Consider the following 19380-nt stretch of genomic DNA (forward strand, 5'->3'; position numbering starts at 1 on the left):
GGCCCGCAACCCAGTGACAACCATGGATTTTTCAAGATAGGGATATCAGAACGCTTCAAGCGAAAGCGAATGCAGCCAGACCCGGGCACAAGATCCGGGAACGCTATAAGGACAGCAATGAAACGAATTTTGCTACTGATCGCCGTACTCGCAATTGCAGGCTGCGCGGCGACATCGAAAACACAAGTCAAACACGGCAAGAAAGGGCTGCATATCAATTGTTCAGGGCTCTCTTCATCTTGGGACATGTGCTACACCAGCGCCGCCAACTCGTGCGCGCCCAAGGGTTACAAGGTCATCGCCAAATCGGGGGATACCGTGGAAGAGCCAGGTGATTATCCATTTGGTCTCAACCCTGCCGGTTATACCAGCCGAAGCATGATCGTCATCTGCAAATAGATTGATGCCGCCCGGCAATCTGGCGGCCAATCTCATCGTAACTGGACTTCAGCACGGTGCGTTGAATGTCGGGAGTGGCCAGCATACGCGCCACTACCAAAGCACCGATGCATTGCGACAGAATCGCCCAGGCCAGGCTGTCGCTTTCCAGAATCCTCGCCCAACTCTCCTGCAGCCGGCAAATCCAGACTTCGGCCTCTTGGCGAATAGCGATATCTGAACGAGCAATTTCGGCCCCCAATACCGGTAATGCACAACCGGACTCCGGGTGCTCGACATGGGCCATGCTCAGATAATGCTTCAGGCAACGCTCGAGCCTGTCGCAATCCTGATCAGCACCCAATCGCTCCAGGCTCTGGCACAACTCGCGTTCGACGATCGAAGCGAACAGTTCGTCCTTCGACGAAAAGTGACTGTAGAAAGCAGCGCCACTCAATCCGATCGCCTTCATCAGCCCGTCGACGCCTACCGTGGAAAAACCGGACCTTTTGGCCGACACCGCGCTGCTTGTCAGCAGTTTCTCTCTTGTTTCCAGCTTGTGATTAGCCGAGTAACGCATTGCCTTGCCCTCAGGATTGACCGACTTGACGCATGCCAAATCCTAGCATAACGTTCGTTCAGTTAACGATCGTTCATCAAAGGGATCCACCCATGAGTAATAAAAAGGTCGTACTGGTTGTCGGCGCCGGTGATGCAACCGGCGGCGCGATTGCCAAGCGTTTTGCACAGGAAGGTTTCATTGCCTGCGTCACTCGCCGCAGCGCGGACAAACTTCAACCCTTGGTTGATGCAATCAAGGCCAATGGCGATGACGCCCACGGATTTGCCTGTGATGCACGCAAGGAAGAGGACGTGATTGCGCTGGTCGAGCAGATTGAGACCGAGATCGGCCCCATCGAAGCGTTTGTTTTCAACATCGGCGCCAATGTGCCGTGCAGCATTCTCGAAGAAACTGCCCGCAAGTATTTCAAGATCTGGGAAATGGCCTGTTTCTCGGGTTTTCTCAATGCCCGTGAAGTGGCCAAGCGGATGGCCAAGCGCCAACGCGGCACGATTCTGTTCACCGGTGCCACCGCTGGCTTGCGCGGTGCGGCAGGATTTGCAGCCTTCGCCGGCGCCAAGCACGGGATTCGCGCACTGGCTCAAAGCATGGCCCGCGAGCTGGGGCCGATGAATATTCACGTTGCCCATGTCGTCGTCGACGGCGCCATCGATACTGATTTCATCCGCAACAGTTTTCCGGAAAAGTACGCGACCAAGGACGAGGACGGCATCCTCAATCCCGAGCACATCGCCGAGAACTATTGGTACTTGCACAGCCAGCCCCGAGACGCGTGGACTTTCGAGCTGGATCTGCGCCCCTGGAACGAACGCTGGTAAGCCCTCCTCCCCGACAACAATAAGCAGAGCGCACCGACCATGAGCAAAACCGTGGAATTCTTTTTCGATCTTGGCAGCCCCGCCACCTACCTGGCATATACCCAATTGCCGAAGATCTGTGAGCAGACCGACAGCCAACTGGTCTACAAACCGATGCTACTGGGTGGGGTCTTCAAGGCCACCGGCAACGCTTCACCGGCAACCATCCCGGCCAAAGGTCGCTACATGTTTCAGGACCTGGACCGCTACGCCAAACGATACGGCGTGCCACTGACGTTCAACCCCCACTTCCCTATCAATACCCTGATGCTGATGCGCGCCGTCACCGGCATGCAATTGCGTCATCCCGGACGCTTCCACGCGTTTATCGATTGCCTGTTCAACGCACTCTGGGTCGAGGGTCGCAGCCTCGATGACCCGGCGACCGTTGCCGCCGTGCTGACGCAAAACGGTTTCGATCCGAACGAAGTACTGGCCCTCACCGCCGATGAGGAAGTCAAAGCCGCTCTCAAGGACAATACCGAGCAAGCGGTCCAACGCGGTGTGTTCGGCGCACCGAGCATGTTTATCGGCGATCAGATGTTCTTCGGTCAGGATCGGCTGGACTTCGTCCTTGAGGCCCTGCGTTAAATCTCGATGACCAAACGACCTTGAGCCGCTCCAGCAGCGAGCAGTTCATGAGCGGCCTCGGCGGTTTGCAGTGTGAACTGCCGCGGCTCGAGCAACGGCTTCAACTTGCCGGCCTCAATCAACTGCGCGGCTTCCCGAAGGATCTGCCCGTGATGCTCTCGCCCCTTGCCAGTCAACAAAGGTAACAAGGTAAAAACCCCGGAGTAGGTCGCGGCCCGAAACGACAACGGCGCCAGACTGTGCTGCCCCCATCCGAGGCAGCTCACCACATGCCCCTCGTAGACCCGCGCGGCCTTGAAGGAAGCGTCCAGCGTTTCACCGCCCACCGTGTCATAGACAATATCGAACCCCTCTCCCCCCGTGTGCTCCGTCACATACTCTTCGACTGAAGATTTGCAGTAGTCGATAAACGTCGCACCGAAGCTTTCGATGATTGCCTGCTGACCCGCAGAGCCAGTGGCGAACACCTCAGCACCGAAAGCCCGGGCTATTTGCACAGCCACGTGCCCGACACCACCTGCACCGCCATGAATCAGCACCTTCTGACCTGCACGCACCCGAGCCCGGTCCACCAATCCCTCCCACGCCGTGATGAGTACCAAGGGCAACCCGGCGGCCTCACGCATACTCAGATTGTCCGGCTTGCGTGCCAGCAGACGCGCATCGACCACCGCGAACTGCGCAAGCGAACCTTGCGCACCGCCGACTCCGGTCGCCATCGCGTAGACCTCATCACCCGGCAGCCATCCGCTGACGCCCTCTCCCAACGCCTCAATCGTCCCGGCCAGATCCATGCCCAGCACCGCCGGCAATGGCTGACGCGCATGAGCCGCCTGACCCGAACGAATCTTTCCATCCAACGGGTTCACCCCGCTGGCTTTGATTCTGACTAACACCTGGCCCGCCCCTGGCACAGGTCGAGGGATGGTAACCAAGCGTAACGGCCCGTTGGCCACATCAACAATCAGAGCACGCATTTCAAGTGAGTCAGTCATTTCGTAAATTCTCGTCAGAGGTGGCTGTAGGACCGATCCTCCTCCCCCTCACTCATGCCGATAAGACGCTGTATCGCTATAGTGACCATGCCCATTTGGCATCAATGAGAAACCCCATGGACAAACTCAATGCAATGGCCATCTTCGTCCGGGTCGTCGAACGTGGCAGCTTTTCTGCCGTAGCCCGGGAGATGCAGACCAGCCAGCCGACCATCAGCAAAGTGTTGAGGGCGCTGGAAACTGAACTGGGCGGTAAGCTGATTTCCCGCAGCACACGCCAACTCTCGCTGACTGACGAAGGTCAGCGGTACTACAGCGAATGCCGACAAATCCTGGCGGCCGTGGACGCGGCGGAACACAGTTTTCATTCAGGACGCGAAACCGTTGCCGGCAACCTGAAGATCGGTTCCTCGGTCAGTTTCGGGCGTTTGCAGATTGCACCGCGTCTTCCTGAGTTTCTGAAACAACACCCCCAGGTGCAGATAGACCTGCAGCTCAGTGACCAGAATCAGGACCTGGTCAGCGAAGGCCTCGACGTCACGTTCAGGATCGGTGAATTGACCGACAGCGGCCTCATCGCCCGCCGTATCGGCACCACCCACCGGGTGACCGTCGCAGCGCCGGACTACCTCAAGCAACACGGCCAGCCGCAAACACCAGAAGAACTGCGCGGACACAATTGCCTGCAATTCAACCTGCTGAACAGTCAGAACCTATGGGTTTACAAGAGCGGAGCCCAACGTCACGAAGTGCGAATCAAGGGCAATGCGCAAAGCAACAACTCCGAGGCGATTCGCGAGATGGTGCTGGGAGGACTGGGGATTGCGTTGTCGCCGGTGTGGTTGTTCAGCGAGGATCTGAACGCCGGGCGAGTGACTGCGATTTTGCAGGACTACACCGCGCAGTCGCTGCCCATTCATGCCATGTTCCCGGCGAATCGTCGCCAATCCGCCAGGGTCAAAACCTTTGTCGACTACATGAGGCAGGCGCTCGAAACAGCGCCTGAACTCCAACCGGTCAAATAGCCGCGGTGCGAGTGTTCAACCACTCAAGTGCCGCGCCATCCAGCAACGGGCTCAAGCGCTCGCGCACCTCGGCGTGGTAGGCGTTGAACCATTGCTTCTCGTCCAGGGTCAGCAGCGACGGTTCGAGGCAGCGGGTGTCGATCGGGCACAGGGTCAGGGTTTCGAATTTCAGGAATTCGCCGAACTCGCTCTTGCCCGCTTCGGTGTTCAACACCAGGTTCTCGATGCGCACACCCCAACGGCCCGGGCGATAAGTGCCCGGCTCGATCGACGTAATCATGCCCGGCTGCATCGCGGTTTGCGGGGCAGCGGCGGCCTGATAGGCGATGACCTGTGGGCCTTCGTGAACGTTGAGGAAGTAGCCGACGCCATGACCGGTGCCGTGTCCGTAATCAACGCTTTCAGCCCAGATCGGCGCGCGGGCAATCGAGTCGAGCAACGGCGAGAGAATGCCGCGAGGGAATTGCGCCCGGGACAGCGCGATGACGCCTTTGAGCACCCGCGTGCAATCGCGTTTCTGCTCATCCGTCGGCGTACCGACCGGCACCATCCGTGTAATGTCAGTGGTACCGCCCAGGTATTGACCACCGGAGTCGATCAGCAACAGACCGTCACCTTCGATCACCGCGTGCTCTTCTTCGGTAGCGTGGTAGTGCGGCATCGCGCCATTGGCGTTGAACGCGGCAATGGTGTTGAAGCTCAGCGACACATAACCCGGACGCCGGGTACGCGCAGCCGTCAGGTGTTCGTCAATGGTCAGTTCGGTGATGCGCTCACGACCCAACGCCGTGTCCAGCCAGGTGAAAAACTCGCACAGCGCCGCGCCGTCCTGCTCCATGGCCTGACGGATGTGCTCGGCATCGGCCAGGCTCTTCTGTGATTTGGCCAAAGTGGTCGGGTTCAGACCTTCGACCAGTTTCACGCCGCTGTTCAGGTTATCCAGTAAACCGGCCGTCACGCGCGCCGGATCGACTTGCAGGCTCGCACCGCTTGGCACAGCGCTCAAGGCGGCGGCCACTTCGCTGTAATCGCGCAACGTTACGCCGTCTTTTTCGAGGACCGCACGCAGTTCGGCATCGACCTTGCTCAGGGCCACGAACAGGGTGGCCTGTTCTTGACTGATCAGGGCGAAGGACACGAATACCGGGTTGAACGACACGTCGCCGCCACGCAGGTTGAACAGCCAGGCGATGTCATCAAGGGTCGCAATGAAGTGCCAGTCAGCACCACGATCTTTCAACACCTCACGCAACTTCGCGAGTTTTTCACCCCGGCTGACCGTCGCCTGTGGTGGCAAGTGCTGGTAGATCGACTCGTTCGGCAGCGTCGGACGGTCGCTCCAGACTTCGCTCAACAGGTCGATGTCAGTGCGCAGACGTGCGCCGCGTTCTTCGAGTTTGCCGCCCAGCGTCCGCGCCGATGCCACGGCCATCACCGCGCCATCCACCGCGACGACGCCGCCTTCAGGGGTTTGCTCGGCCAACCAGTCCAGCGGGCCAGGCTGGCCCGGTTGCAGCTTGACCAGCTCAATGCCACTGCCATTGAGTTCCTTGCTCGCTTGTTCCCAGTAACGGCTGTCGGCCCAGACGCCGGCAAAGTCCGGGGTCACGATCAGTGTGCCGACCGAACCGTGAAAGCCCGACAACCACTGCCGTCCTTGCCAATAGCCTGGCAGGTATTCCGACAAGTGCGGATCGGCCGACGGCACCAGCAGGGCATGAATGCCCTCCCGGCTCATCAGCTCGCGGGTTTGCGCCAAACGTTGGGGCACCGATCCATTGATCGAAGGCTGCGTACTCATCATGTCTCCTGCTAATCACTTCATCATTATTGTTGAGTGCCGATCAATGCCGACACTTTCAGGCCTTATTGCCAGAATGCCGGAGCATTGGCGCAGGCCGCTTTAATCAGTTGTGCCGCTTGGTCGACATCCTGTTCGGTGGTGAACCGGCCGAGGCTCAAGCGAATCGTGCGACCCGCCGAGCGGGCGTCATGTCCCAGGGCCAGCAGCACATGGGACGGTGCATTGCTGGCGGAGTTACAGGCCGAGGTCGCAGAAAACGCGATCGAGCTGCTCAGCGCCGCAGAATTGAACTCGCCTTCGTTGAAGGTCAGGCTCAGGGTATGAGGAATGCGTTGCGTCGGGCTGCCATTGAGCCGCACGCCGGGGATGCCCAGCAGTTGCTCAAGCAAGCGTTCGCGCAGCCGCACGATGGTGGCTTTTTCTTCGTCGAATCCGGCGGCCGCCAAGGCGAAGGCCACGCCCATCGCAGCGATCTGGTGTGTCGCCAGAGTCCCGGAACGCAAACCGCCCTCGTGACCGCCACCGTGAATCTGCGCCAGCAAACGCTGCTGCGCGCGCGGGCCGACGTACAGGGCGCCGATGCCTTTAGGGCCGTAGATCTTGTGCGCCGAAAACGACATCAGGTCCACCGGTAAGCGGGCAAGATCGATCGCCACTTTGCCCGCGCCCTGGGCGGCGTCGACATGGAACAGCGCATCACGATCACGCACCACCTGGCCGATGGCCGAGATGTCATTGACCGTGCCTAGTTCATTGTTGACCAGCATCAGCGACACCAGGAATGTGTCTTCGCGCATTGCCTCGCTGACCGCTTGCGGGGTAATCAGGCCCTCGGCGTCAGGCACCAGATAAGTCACGGCAACGCCGGCGTCCTGCAACTGCTTCGCCGTGTCGAGGATTGCCTTGTGTTCGATCTGGCTGGTGAGGATATGGCCGCCGGACACCCCGCGGGCCTGTGCCACGCCCTTGAGGGCAAGGTTGTTCGATTCGGTCGCGCCGGAGGTCCAGACGATCTGGTCCGCCTGAGCGCCGACCAGTTCGGCGACCTGGCGCCGCGCCTGCTCGACCGTTTGCCGGGCCTGCTGGCCGAAGGCATGGGAGCTGGACGCCGGGTTGCCAAAGTTTCCGTTGAAACCCAGACACTCGACCATGACCTTGATGACCCGCTCATCCACCGGCGTGGTGGCGGCGTAGTCAAAATACAGAGGACGTTTATTCATAGAAAACTCGCAGAGCATGTTCCGGGATCAGGAGGCTCGTCACTGAACGCTCAAAGCGCAACCTCGTGAGTTGCGCCGACCGTTCGGAGCGTTAGAAATACCTGATCGGAGGCCGTTAAAGAAGAACAACTTCATTTAAAAGTGCGTAGGAACGCTCCTGAAGTCGAGCTTAACAGGCATCGGCCAACCGGTTGAAGCGATGTGTCAGCTAAAGCTCTCGATCAACAACGGATACAGCGAAGCCACCAACAGCAAGGCCATGCCCCAGTTGAACAGCCGCAACCAGCGACGATCCTTCAACACATTGCGCAACAATGTGCCGCAACCGGCCCAGACGCCGACGCTCGGCAGGTTGATCAAGGCAAAGACCGCAGCAATCACGATCACATTGGTGAAGTAGCCCTGCATCGGCGTGTAGGTGCTGATGGCGCCGATGGCCATGATCCATGCCTTGGGATTGACCCACTGAAACGCTGCCGCACCCAGGTAGCTGATGGGTTTGCTGTCGCCCTTTTCACTCTCGGAGACCGGTCCGGAATGGGCGATTTTCCACGCCAGGTACAGCAAGTACGCCGCGCCGACGTAACGCAGCACTGTGTAGAGCAATGGATAGGTTTGAAACACGGCACCCAGGCCGAAACCGACGGCGAGGACAAGCACAAAGAAGCCGCAAGTGATGCCCAACATGTGCGGAATGGTGCGGTGAAAGCCGAAGTTGACGCCCGATGCCAGCAACATGGTGTTGTTCGGGCCGGGGGTAATCGAGGTGACGAGGGCAAACAGGGCGAAGCCAAGCAGCAGATCGAGCGAGAGCGTCATGAGCGGCAGTCCAATCAGGGTCAGTCAGGTGTTGACCCTATCGCACGCCCCGGGGGAAACCCATGGACAGTTACGTGAAACTTCGAACGGTACAGTTTCAGATCAGCTCGGACGACCGTGAAGCTGTACAGCACGTTCGGCGTTCATCTCGCCTTGTTTGTCGAAACTGAACGGTTTTTGCGGCTGGCCAAGCAATTCGGCTTTTTTCGCATGGTACTCATCGAAGGATAAACCACGACGATTCAAGTCTTCCAACGCCAGTTCCCTACTTTCTTCGGCGGTGTATGGCCGCAATTCCGGTGACACATGGCTGGCACATCCGGCGAGAACGGAGACCGCGAGCAGCAGGAAAGTGGCGATTAGAGGTTTCATGGGTGGCGTCCTGGCATCTGGGTTCGGGGCAATGAACACAGGCTACCCGCCCCCTTCGACGGGCAGAAATCAACGCTCTCGATAGTGGCTATCGAATTTGGCCAATGACGCTCAGCCAGTCCGTTTTATATCTCCAAATGATCTATAAATATTAATTTAAGATCTTTTACGGAATAACAACCTGCCTTTATAACAACTCCATCGCCTCACGTACTGTTGCCCACGCAACTGTTTCCCAAGCAACAGTCATTCAACAAACAGCCCTCGAAATCGCACAGTGCCCACTGACCGATACGCCGCAAGCCCCGTAAACCTGGGCTTTCGAGGAGTGGTACAGCTCTTGCTCAAGTCAGTGACTTCCCACTGCTCGCTGAGCAACTGTTTAAAAAGGAACTGGTCATGTCGCGTCCATTGAAAGTCGTTGCCCTCTCCGGCGGTACCTGGCGTCCGTCCCGCACGCTGGTGCTGACCCAAGCGCTATTGGCCGAGTTGGCCGAGCAATTGCCGATCGAGAGCAAGCTGATCGAGTTGGGCGACATCGCCCGGCCACTGGGCGCCGCACTGTCGCGCCAGGAATTGAGCGCCGAGATCGAGGCCGAGTTGCAAGCGATCGAGAACGCCGACCTGCTGATCGTCGCCGCACCGGTTTATCGCGGTTCCTACCCTGGCCTGCTCAAGCACCTGTTCGACCTCATCGACCTCAATGCGCTGATCGACACCCCGGTTCTGCTGGCCGCCACCGGTGGCAGCGAACGGCACGCGTTGGTACTCGATCATCAGTTGCGGCCGCTGTTCAGTTTCTTCCAGGCCCTGACCTTGCCCATTGGCGTCTACGCCACCGAAGCCGATTTCGCCCATTACCAAATAACCAGTGAGCCCTTGAAGGCCCGCATTCGTCTTGCTGCAGAACGCGCTGCGCCGTTGTTTGGCGCGCACCCCAAAAATCTGCTGAAAATCGCCTAAGGATTTCTTCATGGATGTTTTCTGGTTCCTGCCGACCCACGGCGACGGCCATTACCTGGGCACCACTCAGGGCGCTCGCCCAGTGACCCTCAACTACCTCAAACAAGTGGCACAGGCCGCTGACAGCCTCGGCTACCACGGCGTGCTGATCCCTACCGGGCGCTCCTGCGAAGATTCGTGGGTAATTGCCTCGGCGCTGGTGCCGCTGACCGAGCGCCTGCGTTACCTGGTGGCGATCCGCCCCGGGATCATCTCGCCAACGGTTTCGGCACGCATGGCCGCCACGCTGGATCGACTGTCCAATGGCCGCTTGCTGATCAACGTGGTGACCGGCGGTGACCCGGATGAAAACCGCGGTGACGGCATCTTCCTCGATCACAGCGAGCGCTATGAAGTCACCGACGAATTCCTGAAGATCTGGCGCCGCGTGTTGCAAGGCGAATCGGTGGATTTCGAGGGCAAACACCTGCAAGTGCAGAACGCCAAGGCGTTGTATCCGCCGGTGCAGAAACCATATCCGCCGCTGTACTTCGGCGGTTCATCCGAAGCTGCCCACGAACTTGCCGCCGAACAGGTTGATGTTTACCTGACCTGGGGCGAGCCACCGGCCGCGGTCGCGGAAAAACTCGCCGATGTGCGTGAGCGTGCAGCGCGAAACGGGCGCACGGTGAAGTTCGGGATTCGCTTGCATGTGATTGTCCGCGAGACGGCCGAAGAAGCCTGGAAAGCGGCGGACAAACTGATCGAGCACATCAGCGACGAGACCATCGCCGCCGCGCAGAAGTCGTTCTCGCGTTTCGACTCCGAAGGCCAGCGACGCATGGCCGCGCTGCATGACGGGCGCCGCGACAACCTGGAAATCTCCCCCAACCTGTGGGCCGGTGTCGGCCTGGTGCGCGGCGGTGCCGGGACGGCGCTGGTCGGTGATCCGCAGCAAGTGGCGGCGCGGATCAAGGAGTACGCGGACCTGGGCATCGAGAGTTTCATCTTCTCCGGCTACCCGCACCTCGAAGAGGCTTATCGCTTTGCCGAGCTGGTGTTCCCGCTGCTGCCCGAGCCGTATGCGAGCCTCGCGGGGCGCGGTGTCACCAACCTCACCGGGCCGTTTGGCGAAATGATCGCCAATGACGTACTCCCGGCCCACGCCAAAGCCTGACCCACGATCCTGTAGGAGCGAGGCTTGCCCGCGAAGGCGATCTGTCAGTCGACATTTCTGTTGAATGTGATGGCCTCTTCGCGGGCAAGCCTCGCTCCTACAGGTACGGCATCGTTCATATGAGGAAGCCCGCGTGACTGCCAAGCCGCAAAGCGCCCTGTTGTCTCCCATGCAGACCGCCCGCCAGTTGGCCGCCGGTTTTGCCCTGACCGCCGTCGAGCGCGACGAGCGTGGCGGCACGCCCAAGGCCGAACGCGACGCGTTGCGCCACAGCGGTCTGCTCGCGTTAAGCATTCCCGTGCAGTACGGCGGCCTCGGCGCCAGCTGGAGTGAGACTCTGGGCATCGTGCGCGAGTTCGCCAAGGTCGACAGTTCGATCGCCCATGTCTTCGGCTTCCATCACCTGATGCTCGCCACCGTGCGCCTGTTCGCCCGGCCCGAGCAATGGCAGCCGTGGTTCGAACAAACCGCACGCAAAAACTGGTTCTGGGGCAACGCCCTCAATCCGCTGGACACCCGCACCGTGGTGAAAAACCTCGGTGGCTGGCGGGAATTTTCCGGCAAGAAAAGCTTCTGCTCCGGTGCAAGCGACTCGGAGATGCTGATTGCCTCGGCCGTTGATGAAAGCGCCGGTGGCAAGCTGCTGATCGCCGCCATCCCCAGCGGTCGCAGCGGCATCACCCTGCACAACGACTGGAACAACATGGGCCAGCGCCAGACCGACAGCGGCAGCGCGACGTTCGAACGGGTGCGGGTCGAGGAATCGGAACTGCTGCTCGATCCGGGTCCGCTGAGCACACCGTTTGCCTGCCTGCGACCGTTGATTGCCCAACTGACCTTCACCCACATGTTCCTCGGTATTGCCGAAGGTGCCTTCGAAGAAGCGCGGCAATACACCCTCACCGAAACCCGGCCGTGGCACAAATCCAGCGCGCAGGATGTGCGCCAGGATCCTTATGTGCTCGGCCATTACGGTGAATTCTGGGTCGCTCTCGAAGGCGTTCGGTTGCTGGTGGAACGCGCTGCCGAGTTACTCGACAAGGCTTGGGCCAAAGGCCCGAATCTCAGCGCCGAAGAACGCGGACATCTCGCCACCACCATCGCCACGGCGAAAGTCGCGGCCACGCGCAATGGCCTGGACATCTGTAGCCGGTTGTTCGAAGTCACCGGTGCGCGTTCGACCCATGCCTCGCTGCGTCTGGACCGCCACTGGCGCAACCTGCGCACGCAGACCCTGCACGACCCGGTGGATTACAAACTCCATGAACTGGGTGATTGGGCGCTGAACCAGTCCCTGCCGATCCCGACTTTCTATTCATAGCCTTCTATTCAGGGAGCCTGCCTGATGCAACTTCTGACCCTACCGCCCTCGCCCGCTCTGGCCACGTCCATCCGCGCCACCGCGCAGGTGTTCGAAGACCCGAAATCCCAGGCCTTGCTCGCGCACATCCAACAAGTCGCACCGAGTGAAGCCAGCGTGCTGATCATCGGCGAGACCGGCACCGGCAAGGAGCTGGTGGCGCGGCATATCCACAACCTCAGCGCCCGGCGCAACCGGCCGTTCGTGGCGGTGAACTGCGGTGCGTTCTCCGAGTCCCTGGTCGAGGCCGAATTGTTCGGCCACGAAAAAGGCGCGTTTACCGGTGCCTTGAGCGCCAAGGCCGGCTGGTTCGAAGAGGCCGATGGCGGCACCTTGTTCCTCGACGAAATCGGCGATCTGCCGATGGCGATTCAGGTCAAGTTGCTGCGCGTATTGCAAGAGCGCGAAGTGGTGCGCCTCGGTTCGCGCAAGAGCATTCCCATCGACGTGCGCGTGCTGGCGGCGACCAACGTGCAGCTGGAAAAAGCCATCAACGCCGGGCATTTTCGCGAGGATTTGTACTACCGCCTCGACGTGGTCAGCCTGGAACTGAGCCCGTTGCGCGATCGTCCCGGCGACATCCTGCCGCTGACCCGACATTTCGTCGAAGCCTACAGCCAGCGCCTCGGTTACGGCACCATCACCATCAGCAAAGAAGCCGAACTGAAACTGCGCAGCTACAGCTGGCCGGGCAACATCCGAGAACTGGAAAACGTGATTCACCACACCCTGCTGATCTGCCGTAACGGCGTGATTGAACGCGATGACCTGCGCCTGTCGAACATGCGCATCGAGCGTCAGGACGATCACCACGCCAACGTCGATGATTCACCGGAAGCCTTGCTCGACCGGGCCTTTCAAAAACTCTTCGAAGAACAGGCCGGTGCGCTGCACGAGAAAGTCGAAGACGCGTTGTTGCGCGCGGCGTATCGCTTCAGCCATTACAACCAGGTGCACACCGCGGCCCTGCTGGGCTTGAGCCGAAACGTCACGCGCACACGACTGATCAAGATCGGCGAACTGGCGGTGAACAAGCGCCGGCCCACGGAAAACGTTCAGGGTGAGCGCTTGATGCAGTTGTCGATCTAAGCGCTTACCCCTGATGCACCAGGTTGCAGTGCAGCGCGTTGTCATGGCTACGTTCCAGACTGTGCAGCACCTGGAACGAGCCGAAGGTCACGGTTTTCGCCTGATGCGCGCGAATCAGCTGCCAGAAATCCTGTTCGCCGCTTTCAAAGCTCTGAAACGCGGCTTCCCCCGCCTCACGAGATTGCCATTGCAGGTAATTGAGCACCCGCCGGCCATCGTCGCTGGCCTGGATACTCGCACTTAAAAACCCGCTGTAGCCTTGGGCCAGGCGCTCGGTCTGCTTTGACAGTGCCGACACTAACGCGGGTTGCTGATGGGGTTCGATCTCGAATTCGATCAACTGGGTGAAGCTGCGATTTTTCTCTGGCGCTTGCATGAAGAGTCCCCACTGACGTGTAAGCCGGACCTTGCGATCCGAAGGCCTGCAGGGTAAAACCTCGAGTTAACTAGAGGTCAAGAGGCATTTTTTAAATGATCACCTCGGAAAGTCTGCACAAGGAACTCACCGTCGGCCAATTGGCCGCGCGCAGTGGCGTGGCCGTCACGGCGCTGCACTTTTACGAGTCCAAAGGTTTGATCAAAAGCAATCGCAACCAGGGCAACCAGCGACGCTATCCACGGGAAGTGTTGCGGCGGGTGGCATTGATCAAAGTCGCACAGCGGCTGGGGATTCCGCTGGCGGAGATTGGCGAGGCACTGAAAGCCTTGCCGGATAACCGCGCGCCGACGGCGGCGGACTGGAAGGTGATGTCGGTGCAGTGGAGTCGGGACCTGGATGAGCGGATCAGTCAATTGACCTTGCTGCGGGACAAGCTCAATGGCTGTATCGGCTGTGGGTGTTTGTCGATGGAGGCGTGTCCATTGCGTAACTTTGGCGATGTGCTGGGGGAACAGGGGCCGGGGGCGCAGCTGTTGGAATCGGGGACAGATCCGAAATAGCGGCGTGGCCTTCGCGGGCAAGCCTCGCTCCTACAGGATTGCGTGTTACTGGCGAACGACACAAAACCTGAGCGAGGCTTGCCCGCGAAGGCGTCCTCAAGGCAGACCGAAAGCTTAGAACCCCGGCGCAATCTGCCCTTTGTAGCGGGTGAGGATGAACTGCCAAACCTCATCGGAGTTCAACGCCTTGGCCAGTTTCTGCAAACAGTGGCGCTGCTGCTCGTCGGGCACTCGGTGGCGCAAAAGGGGCTGACCTATAGTTATCCCACCGGAAATCGGCGTAGGAACACCTTCAGCTCACAACAACCAGGGAGAACCGTCATGAGCGTCAAACCCATTCCAGAGGGTTATCACAGCATTACGCCTTATCTGGGCATTCAGAAAGCGGCCGAAGCCATCGAGTTCTACAAGAAGGCTTTTGGCGCCACCGAAGTCATGCGCCTGGCCATGCCTGATGGCGGGATTGGCCACGCCGAACTGCGCATCGGTGATTGCCCGATCATGCTCGGCACCCCGTGCGATCAGGGGCCATTGAGCAATCCCGACAAATCGCCGTCCGTGGGGCTGCATTTGTATGTGAACGATGTGGACAAGTCTTATAAACAGGCAATTGCGGCGGGTGGCACGGTGGTGTCCGAGGTCAAGGATCAGTTTTATGGCGACCGTTCGGGGACGCTGAAAGATCCCTATGGGCATCTTTGGTTCCTGGCTACGCGCAAGGAGGATTTGACGCAGGAGCAGATCGAGCAGCGGGCCAAGGAGATGTTTCAGCAGGGTTGAATTCTTCGGTGTCTGAGCGGGCCTCTTCGCGGGCAAGCCTCGCTCCGACAGGGGGTTTGTGTGGTTCCTGATATTTGCGAACGAAACAATTCCCCGTAGGAGCGAGGCTTGCCCGCGAAGGCGTCATCCCTGATACCACAGATCCCTTGAACACACTTCATGAACAAGCGCACCACGCTTTGCGCCTTGCCCACGGCGCGCAACACTTTCAGGATGCAGGCAACTACAACAAGGACTCGCCCCATGTTCGCCGGATTCCTGAAAAACCAGCGCCACGTCAACGGTGTGGACATTGCCTACCGCATCGGCGGCAGCGGGCCAGGCCTGCTGTTGCTGCACGGTCACCCGCAGACCCACGTCATCTGGCACAAGGTCGCCGAGCAATTGGCCGAGTACTTCACCGTGATCGCCGCCGACCTGCGTGGTTACGGTGACAGCGGTAAACCACCGGCCAACCACCACCACTCAAATTACTCCAAACGAGAAATGGCCAAGGACAGCGTCGAGCTGATGAAGTCCCTGGGCTTCGAACAGTTTTCGGTGCTGGCCCACGACCGTGGCGCCCGCGTGGCCCATCGCCTGGCGCTGGATCACCCCGACACCGTGCAACGCATGGTGCTGCTGGACATCGCACCGACCCTGTCGATGTACGCGCAAACCAACGAAGCCTTTGCCCGCGCCTACTGGCACTGGTTTTTCCTGATCCGCCCGGCCCCGCTGCCGGAAACCCTGATCGAAGCCGACCCCGACGCCTATCTGCGCAGCGTGATGGGCAGTCGCAGCGCCGGGCTAAAACCGTTCGCCGCCGAGGCCTTCGGCGAATACCTGCGCTGCCTCAAACTGCCGGGCACCGCGCGCGGCATCTGCGAGGACTACCGCGCCAGCGCAGGCATCGACCTGGAGCATGACCGTGCCGATATCCAGGGCGGTCATTCTCTGCACCTGCCCTTGCTGGTGCTGTGGGGCGCCGAAGGCACAGTCGGGCGTTGTTTCGAGCCGCTCAAGGAATGGCAACACGTGGCCACCGACGTGCGTGGCATGGCCCTGCCCGCCGGCCATTACATCGCCGAAGAAGTCCCCGAATTGCTGCTCGCCGAAGTGCTGGGTTTCCTGCGCTGATCACGGCGCACCACCGGGGTCCGGCATCGCGGCGATGCGCACCGGGGCGGCGGGGTTGACGTGATCGACCAGCGCCAGTGCGGTGCCGGCACGCCAGACTCCGCGTTTGGCCTCGCGCAACCCGCTGAACGCCTGGGGGCTGGTGTATTCGTTGATGACCTGGCGATCGATGTACAACAGGACGTGGCCCTGGTCATTGAGGCGACACACCGTGTGGGAATCGATGTGTTTGTCGTAGAGGATTCTTGCTGGAGTCATGGAGGTGCTCGCTCAGGCTCGCGGGTGAAAGGCGTCTGGGCTCCATCTTAGGGAGTAGGCCATCGCCATCAATGGCCGGACAGTGATCCCGTGAGCCATGGTTCGTGTTGGATCTATTCACCCGCTACCTCAAGTGAACACAAATCCGCTTGTAGGAGTGAGCCTGCTCGCGATAGCGGTGGTTCAGCCAACATCAACGTGACTGACACATCGCTATCGCGAGCAGCCTCACTCCCACAGGGGTTATGCGTGTTGGCTGGAACGCGAAACATTTACTTTCACATCACTGTTCGGGATTTCCGTTCCTCATCCGTCCTATAGAGATGCAGTCAGTCCGCGTAGGCAAAAGCCACGGGCCGGCCTTTCATGGACCTCATCGCTGGGAAGCCCGCAGCAGAGGCCCTCCCATCGATACAAGACCTTTAATCATGTCGAAGAAATCCCGCTCCAAACTCTGGTTTCTGGTCCATAGCTGGCTGGCCTTGCCGATCTGGTTTTTCGTGCTGATCGTCTGTGTCACCGGCACGCTGGCGGTGGTCAGTCAGGAAATCGTCTGGCTGGCCAACCCGCAGATGCGCGCCAGTCAGCCTGCGGACGATGCACCGCTGCTCAGTTATGACCAGATCATCGCCGCCATCAAGAAGGCGGAACCGAACACCCTGGTCGAGGGCATCAGCCGGCCCGACGAGTCGCACTTCGCGCTCGATGTCGATGTCAGCTACCCCGACGGGCGCTCGGTGAAGGTTTACGTCAACCCGTACAGCGGCGTGATTCAGGGCACTGCCCCGCAATTCAATTTCCAGGCCTTCACCCGTGCATTGCACGGCTGGTGGCTGGTGCCGTTCACCAACGGTTACAGCTGGGGCTGGTACCTGGTGTCGTTCCTGAGTCTGCCTTTGCTGGCGTCCCTGGTGACCGGGCTGGTGGTCTACAAGCGTTTCTGGAAAGGCTTTTTCCGACCGACATTGCGCATCCGTCATGGCGCACGAATTTTCTGGGGCGACTTTCACCGCCTCAGCGGCATATGGTCGATCTGGTTCATCGCGGTGATTTCCATCACTAGCACCTGGTTCCTGATTCAGGCATTCATGTTCGATAACCAGGTGTCGATTTCCACCGCCCCCGTGGCACTTGTGGTCCCGCGTGAGAGCGTGCCGGTGAGCAGCGATGGTTCGCCAGCGCCGATGATCAGCCTGGAAGCCGCGATTGCCCAGGCCAAGGAACGCATTCCGGGTCTGGAAGACAGCTTCGTCAGTATGCCCGCCAATGCCTACAGCTACCTCACGGTGGGCGGTCGCAGTTGGTATCCGTTGATGTTCCAGACCGCCGAGATCAACCCGTACACCGGCGATATCGCCGCCACCCGCCTGCTGTCGGACCGTTCCGGCCTGGAGCTGGTGACCGAATCCATGCGGCCGCTGCACACCGGTGATTTCGGCGGCATCTGGATCAAGCTGATCTGGTTCTTCTTCGGTTTGATCCTGAGCATGATGGTGCTCAGCGGCCTGCTGATCTGGACCAAGCGCACCGCCCTGGCCACGGCCAACGCCCTCAAGCGCAAAGACAAGCGTCCGCGCACCGTTGCCGTCGAAAGCCGCGAAACCGCGGGGGTCAGCCAATGAGCCTGTTCGCCGCTGAAAAACCCGCTTCGAAACTCAGCCGCTTCTGGCACAAATGGCGTTTCCACATCAACGTTCTGCTGTTGCTGGTGCCGCTGGGGTTCATGCCCAAATATTTTGCCGATGCGGCGCTGTTTCGTGGCGACACCGGCCTGGGTGAGCGGGAAATCGGTGAAGTGCAGGTCGGGCCCTGGAGCCTGCGCCTCGCCGAGTTGCGCAACGAAGCCCCGACCCTCGATGGCCCGGCCGGCCACATGAAGAGCTTCAATGCGGCGCTGTGCGACAGCTGCCGCGATCAGGTCAAGGCGACGTACCTGCGCATCGGCAAACCCCGCAGCCTACGCGCCGCCGGGGTGATTTTCTTCGGCACGCCGTACCGCATGGGCGCCATGCTGCCGATCCCCGACAAGACCAAAGCCGACGCCGAACTGTGGATCACCATGGAAGGCTGGGACGGCGCGATGCACCAAGCGTCGATCCCCCTGAGCCAGGCATCCCCCGCCACCCTCGCGTGGCTGAACAAACAAGGAGGCAAACCATGACGCTACGTTCTCTAAACGCGGCTTTACTGGTGCTCTGCGCCGGTTTCAGCGCCAGCGCCCTGGCCCACAACCCGATGTGCGAATGCAAAGCCATCGATACCGAACACATCCAGTGCACGGGCGGTTTCTCCGACGGCAGTGGCGCACCGGGCGTGACGCTGGATGTGATCGGCTACGACGAAACCATCCTCGTGCCGGGCAAGCTCGGCGCCGATTCGACCCTGACTTTCAAGAAGCCCGGCGCCGAATTCTACGTGCTGTTCGACGCAGGCCCCGGCCACGTCGTCGAGATCGACCAAGCGGACATCGAAGCCCCATGAGTACGCCAACCACGCACGTCGTCCGCCCGGCCGGTGCCGGCCATGAAACCCTGTACGTGTTGCTGTTGTGCCTGATGATCCTGGCGGTGGCCGGCTCGGTGGTCGCCTGGCGCCATGAGTCTCAGGAAGTCAGCAGCGTAGGCAGCCATCAACTGGATGCCCGCCGCGACCTGAGCGCGTCCGAGCAAGGCATCTACGCCGACCTGCGGGTGACTCTGGACGAGATCCACCTGCTGCGCCAGGAACAACAAGCGCTGCCGACTCCCGCAACGCTTGCCGATGAAGGCTTTGCACCGTTTGCCCAGGACGCCAGTTCCGTCAGTCGGGGCGGCCATGCCTGGCAGTTGCTCGACGCCAAGGCTTACTTCGGTCAGAGCCAGACGCCCGCCGTGGCTGGGTCGTTTCTGATGCGTTTGACCGCTGACGATGATGCGCCTGACGTCTGGCTCAACCGCAGCAACGCCCTCGCGGCCCCGACCGATCTCACTGACGCCGCGCTCGAAAGCGCCGGCTGGCAGCAGATCGTCGCGCAATTCGATGCCGGCGTGACCCGCCAGCACCGGCACTGAACCCTCGCCTTCACCCGAGAGA

Annotated in this window: 22 protein-coding genes and 2 pseudogenes; 15 read left to right on the forward strand and 9 right to left on the reverse strand. The window is 60.3% G+C overall.

All coding sequences use genetic code 11. The features are described from left to right. The first annotated feature begins 117 nt into the window (after positions 1–117). Positions 118–399 carry a hypothetical protein gene (locus ACA051_RS20165; RefSeq protein WP_497371619.1) on the forward strand — a complete coding sequence of 94 codons (282 nt, stop codon included), beginning with the start codon at positions 118–120 and terminating at the stop codon, positions 397–399. On the opposite strand, the gene ACA051_RS20170 is transcribed toward ACA051_RS20165, so the two are convergent. Then, the gene (locus ACA051_RS20170) at positions 386–958 is read right to left on the reverse strand and encodes a TetR/AcrR family transcriptional regulator (RefSeq protein ID WP_497295070.1); all 573 of its coding nucleotides are present in this window, start codon (positions 956–958) and stop codon (positions 386–388) included. The two genes, ACA051_RS20165 and ACA051_RS20170, sit on opposite strands and share 14 nt — an antisense overlap. A gap of 92 nt (positions 959–1050) precedes the next feature. On the opposite strand from ACA051_RS20170, the gene ACA051_RS20175 reads away from it, so the two are divergent. Beyond that, positions 1051–1779 (forward strand): SDR family oxidoreductase, encoded by a 729-nt coding sequence (locus tag ACA051_RS20175; protein WP_497371621.1) that lies wholly within the window; start codon positions 1051–1053, stop codon positions 1777–1779. A 39-nt stretch (positions 1780–1818) separates the two neighbouring features. Continuing rightward, positions 1819–2409: a 2-hydroxychromene-2-carboxylate isomerase gene (locus ACA051_RS20180; protein ID WP_497371623.1), complete on the forward strand. Its 591-nt coding sequence runs from the start codon at positions 1819–1821 to the stop codon at positions 2407–2409. Here the strand turns inward: ACA051_RS20180 and ACA051_RS20185 are convergent. Beyond that, entirely contained in the window at positions 2406–3404 is a 999-nt protein-coding gene (locus tag ACA051_RS20185; protein WP_497371625.1) for a zinc-dependent alcohol dehydrogenase family protein, read from the reverse strand. The genes ACA051_RS20180 and ACA051_RS20185 overlap by 4 nt on opposite strands. A gap of 116 nt (positions 3405–3520) precedes the next feature. On the opposite strand from ACA051_RS20185, the gene ACA051_RS20190 reads away from it, so the two are divergent. After that, positions 3521–4429 (forward strand): LysR family transcriptional regulator, encoded by a 909-nt coding sequence (locus ACA051_RS20190; RefSeq protein ID WP_497371627.1) that lies wholly within the window; start codon positions 3521–3523, stop codon positions 4427–4429. On the opposite strand, the gene ACA051_RS20195 is transcribed toward ACA051_RS20190, so the two are convergent. From ACA051_RS20195 to ACA051_RS20210, 4 genes are all read right to left on the reverse strand, one after another. Then, entirely contained in the window at positions 4422–6230 is a 1809-nt protein-coding gene (locus ACA051_RS20195; protein WP_497304229.1) for an aminopeptidase P family protein, read from the reverse strand. The genes ACA051_RS20190 and ACA051_RS20195 overlap by 8 nt on opposite strands. A 65-nt stretch (positions 6231–6295) precedes the next feature. Continuing rightward, the gene (locus tag ACA051_RS20200; protein ID WP_497304231.1) at positions 6296–7453 is read right to left on the reverse strand and encodes a cysteine desulfurase family protein; all 1158 of its coding nucleotides are present in this window, start codon (positions 7451–7453) and stop codon (positions 6296–6298) included. A gap of 204 nt (positions 7454–7657) precedes the next feature. After that, positions 7658–8272 (reverse strand): LysE family translocator, encoded by a 615-nt coding sequence (locus ACA051_RS20205; RefSeq protein WP_497304232.1) that lies wholly within the window; start codon positions 8270–8272, stop codon positions 7658–7660. A 102-nt stretch (positions 8273–8374) separates the two neighbouring features. Further along, positions 8375–8644 carry a hypothetical protein gene (locus ACA051_RS20210; protein ID WP_497304234.1) on the reverse strand — a complete coding sequence of 90 codons (270 nt, stop codon included), beginning with the start codon at positions 8642–8644 and terminating at the stop codon, positions 8375–8377. Positions 8645–9043: 399 nt separating this feature from the next. Between ACA051_RS20210 and msuE the strand changes: the two genes are divergently transcribed. From msuE to ACA051_RS20230, 4 genes are all read left to right on the forward strand, one after another. Further along, positions 9044–9607, forward strand: a complete 564-nt coding sequence (gene msuE / locus ACA051_RS20215) for an FMN reductase (protein WP_497304235.1) — start codon at positions 9044–9046, stop codon at positions 9605–9607. A 10-nt stretch (positions 9608–9617) separates the two neighbouring features. Continuing rightward, positions 9618–10763, forward strand: coding sequence for an FMNH2-dependent alkanesulfonate monooxygenase (gene ssuD, locus ACA051_RS20220; protein WP_046054455.1), 1146 nt, complete (start codon positions 9618–9620; stop codon positions 10761–10763). 169 nt (positions 10764–10932) lie between these two features. Further along, positions 10933–12084, forward strand: a complete 1152-nt coding sequence (locus ACA051_RS20225; RefSeq protein WP_497375609.1) for an acyl-CoA dehydrogenase family protein — start codon at positions 10933–10935, stop codon at positions 12082–12084. 24 nt (positions 12085–12108) lie between these two features. After that, the gene (locus ACA051_RS20230) at positions 12109–13212 is read left to right on the forward strand and encodes a sigma-54 interaction domain-containing protein (protein WP_497304238.1); all 1104 of its coding nucleotides are present in this window, start codon (positions 12109–12111) and stop codon (positions 13210–13212) included. Between the two features lie 4 nt (positions 13213–13216). On the opposite strand, the gene ACA051_RS20235 is transcribed toward ACA051_RS20230, so the two are convergent. Further along, positions 13217–13588, reverse strand: a complete 372-nt coding sequence (locus ACA051_RS20235; RefSeq protein WP_497304240.1) for an antibiotic biosynthesis monooxygenase — start codon at positions 13586–13588, stop codon at positions 13217–13219. Positions 13589–13683: 95 nt separating this feature from the next. Between ACA051_RS20235 and soxR the strand changes: the two genes are divergently transcribed. Further along, positions 13684–14151, forward strand: a complete 468-nt coding sequence (soxR, locus tag ACA051_RS20240; protein ID WP_497371629.1) for a redox-sensitive transcriptional activator SoxR — start codon at positions 13684–13686, stop codon at positions 14149–14151. Between the two features lie 114 nt (positions 14152–14265). On the opposite strand, the pseudogene ACA051_RS20245 reads toward soxR, so the two are convergent. Continuing rightward, a pseudogene (locus ACA051_RS20245) lies at positions 14266–14355 on the reverse strand (MetQ/NlpA family ABC transporter substrate-binding protein); the annotation flags it as partial. Between the two features lie 117 nt (positions 14356–14472). Here ACA051_RS20245 and ACA051_RS20250 point away from each other — a divergent pair. Both ACA051_RS20250 and ACA051_RS20255 read left to right on the forward strand, forming a co-directional pair. After that, positions 14473–14931 (forward strand): VOC family protein, encoded by a 459-nt coding sequence (locus ACA051_RS20250; RefSeq protein ID WP_497304244.1) that lies wholly within the window; start codon positions 14473–14475, stop codon positions 14929–14931. Positions 14932–15174: 243 nt separating this feature from the next. Further along, complete coding sequence (locus ACA051_RS20255) at positions 15175–16050, forward strand: alpha/beta fold hydrolase (protein ID WP_497371631.1); 876 nt, start codon at positions 15175–15177, stop codon at positions 16048–16050. A gap of 6 nt (positions 16051–16056) precedes the next feature. Here the strand turns inward: ACA051_RS20255 and ACA051_RS20260 are convergent. Next, positions 16057–16308, reverse strand: a pseudogene (locus tag ACA051_RS20260) (aconitase family protein); the annotation flags it as partial. A 428-nt stretch (positions 16309–16736) separates the two neighbouring features. Here ACA051_RS20260 and ACA051_RS20265 point away from each other — a divergent pair. Genes ACA051_RS20265 through ACA051_RS20280 form a run of 4 tightly spaced genes read left to right on the forward strand, consistent with a single transcriptional unit; the run spans position 16737 to position 19358 of the window. Further along, positions 16737–17930 carry a PepSY-associated TM helix domain-containing protein gene (locus tag ACA051_RS20265; RefSeq protein ID WP_497371633.1) on the forward strand — a complete coding sequence of 398 codons (1194 nt, stop codon included), beginning with the start codon at positions 16737–16739 and terminating at the stop codon, positions 17928–17930. Beyond that, a complete protein-coding gene (locus ACA051_RS20270) occupies positions 17927–18469 on the forward strand; it encodes a PA2404 family protein (RefSeq protein WP_403108476.1) in 543 nt (180 codons plus the stop codon). The genes ACA051_RS20265 and ACA051_RS20270 overlap by 4 nt, the downstream gene beginning before the upstream one ends. Further along, positions 18466–18789 (forward strand): hypothetical protein, encoded by a 324-nt coding sequence (locus ACA051_RS20275; protein WP_497304249.1) that lies wholly within the window; start codon positions 18466–18468, stop codon positions 18787–18789. The genes ACA051_RS20270 and ACA051_RS20275 overlap by 4 nt, the downstream gene beginning before the upstream one ends. Then, positions 18786–19358 (forward strand): DUF6162 family protein, encoded by a 573-nt coding sequence (locus ACA051_RS20280; protein WP_497371635.1) that lies wholly within the window; start codon positions 18786–18788, stop codon positions 19356–19358. The genes ACA051_RS20275 and ACA051_RS20280 overlap by 4 nt, the downstream gene beginning before the upstream one ends. The last annotated feature ends 22 nt before the right edge of the window (positions 19359–19380 follow it).

This window comes from Pseudomonas sp. LBUM1669 (assembly GCF_059695705.1).

Bases quoted from the DNA above. Each gene is read 5' to 3' on its own strand.
- soxR (WP_497371629.1), top strand. From the start codon at position 13,684: ATGATCACCTCGGAAAGTCTGCACAAGGAACTCACCGTCGGCCAATTG.
- ACA051_RS20180 (WP_497371623.1), top strand. From the start codon at position 1,819: ATGAGCAAAACCGTGGAATTCTTTTTCGATCTTGGCAGCCCCGCCACC.
- ssuD (WP_046054455.1), top strand. From the start codon at position 9,618: ATGGATGTTTTCTGGTTCCTGCCGACCCACGGCGACGGCCATTACCTG.
- ACA051_RS20265 (WP_497371633.1), top strand. From the start codon at position 16,737: ATGTCGAAGAAATCCCGCTCCAAACTCTGGTTTCTGGTCCATAGCTGG.
- ACA051_RS20235 (WP_497304240.1), bottom strand. From the start codon at position 13,588: ATGCAAGCGCCAGAGAAAAATCGCAGCTTCACCCAGTTGATCGAATTC.
- ACA051_RS20170 (WP_497295070.1), bottom strand. From the start codon at position 958: ATGCGTTACTCGGCTAATCACAAGCTGGAAACAAGAGAGAAACTGCTG.
- ACA051_RS20230 (WP_497304238.1), top strand. From the start codon at position 12,109: ATGCAACTTCTGACCCTACCGCCCTCGCCCGCTCTGGCCACGTCCATC.
- msuE (WP_497304235.1), top strand. From the start codon at position 9,044: ATGTCGCGTCCATTGAAAGTCGTTGCCCTCTCCGGCGGTACCTGGCGT.
- ACA051_RS20200 (WP_497304231.1), bottom strand. From the start codon at position 7,453: ATGAATAAACGTCCTCTGTATTTTGACTACGCCGCCACCACGCCGGTG.
- ACA051_RS20225 (WP_497375609.1), top strand. From the start codon at position 10,933: ATGCAGACCGCCCGCCAGTTGGCCGCCGGTTTTGCCCTGACCGCCGTC.
- ACA051_RS20165 (WP_497371619.1), top strand. From the start codon at position 118: ATGAAACGAATTTTGCTACTGATCGCCGTACTCGCAATTGCAGGCTGC.
- ACA051_RS20195 (WP_497304229.1), bottom strand. From the start codon at position 6,230: ATGAGTACGCAGCCTTCGATCAATGGATCGGTGCCCCAACGTTTGGCG.
- ACA051_RS20250 (WP_497304244.1), top strand. From the start codon at position 14,473: ATGAGCGTCAAACCCATTCCAGAGGGTTATCACAGCATTACGCCTTAT.
- ACA051_RS20275 (WP_497304249.1), top strand. From the start codon at position 18,466: ATGACGCTACGTTCTCTAAACGCGGCTTTACTGGTGCTCTGCGCCGGT.
- ACA051_RS20185 (WP_497371625.1), bottom strand. From the start codon at position 3,404: ATGACTGACTCACTTGAAATGCGTGCTCTGATTGTTGATGTGGCCAAC.
- ACA051_RS20175 (WP_497371621.1), top strand. From the start codon at position 1,051: ATGAGTAATAAAAAGGTCGTACTGGTTGTCGGCGCCGGTGATGCAACC.
- ACA051_RS20280 (WP_497371635.1), top strand. From the start codon at position 18,786: ATGAGTACGCCAACCACGCACGTCGTCCGCCCGGCCGGTGCCGGCCAT.
- ACA051_RS20205 (WP_497304232.1), bottom strand. From the start codon at position 8,272: ATGACGCTCTCGCTCGATCTGCTGCTTGGCTTCGCCCTGTTTGCCCTC.
- ACA051_RS20255 (WP_497371631.1), top strand. From the start codon at position 15,175: ATGTTCGCCGGATTCCTGAAAAACCAGCGCCACGTCAACGGTGTGGAC.
- ACA051_RS20190 (WP_497371627.1), top strand. From the start codon at position 3,521: ATGGACAAACTCAATGCAATGGCCATCTTCGTCCGGGTCGTCGAACGT.
- ACA051_RS20270 (WP_403108476.1), top strand. From the start codon at position 17,927: ATGAGCCTGTTCGCCGCTGAAAAACCCGCTTCGAAACTCAGCCGCTTC.
- ACA051_RS20210 (WP_497304234.1), bottom strand. From the start codon at position 8,644: ATGAAACCTCTAATCGCCACTTTCCTGCTGCTCGCGGTCTCCGTTCTC.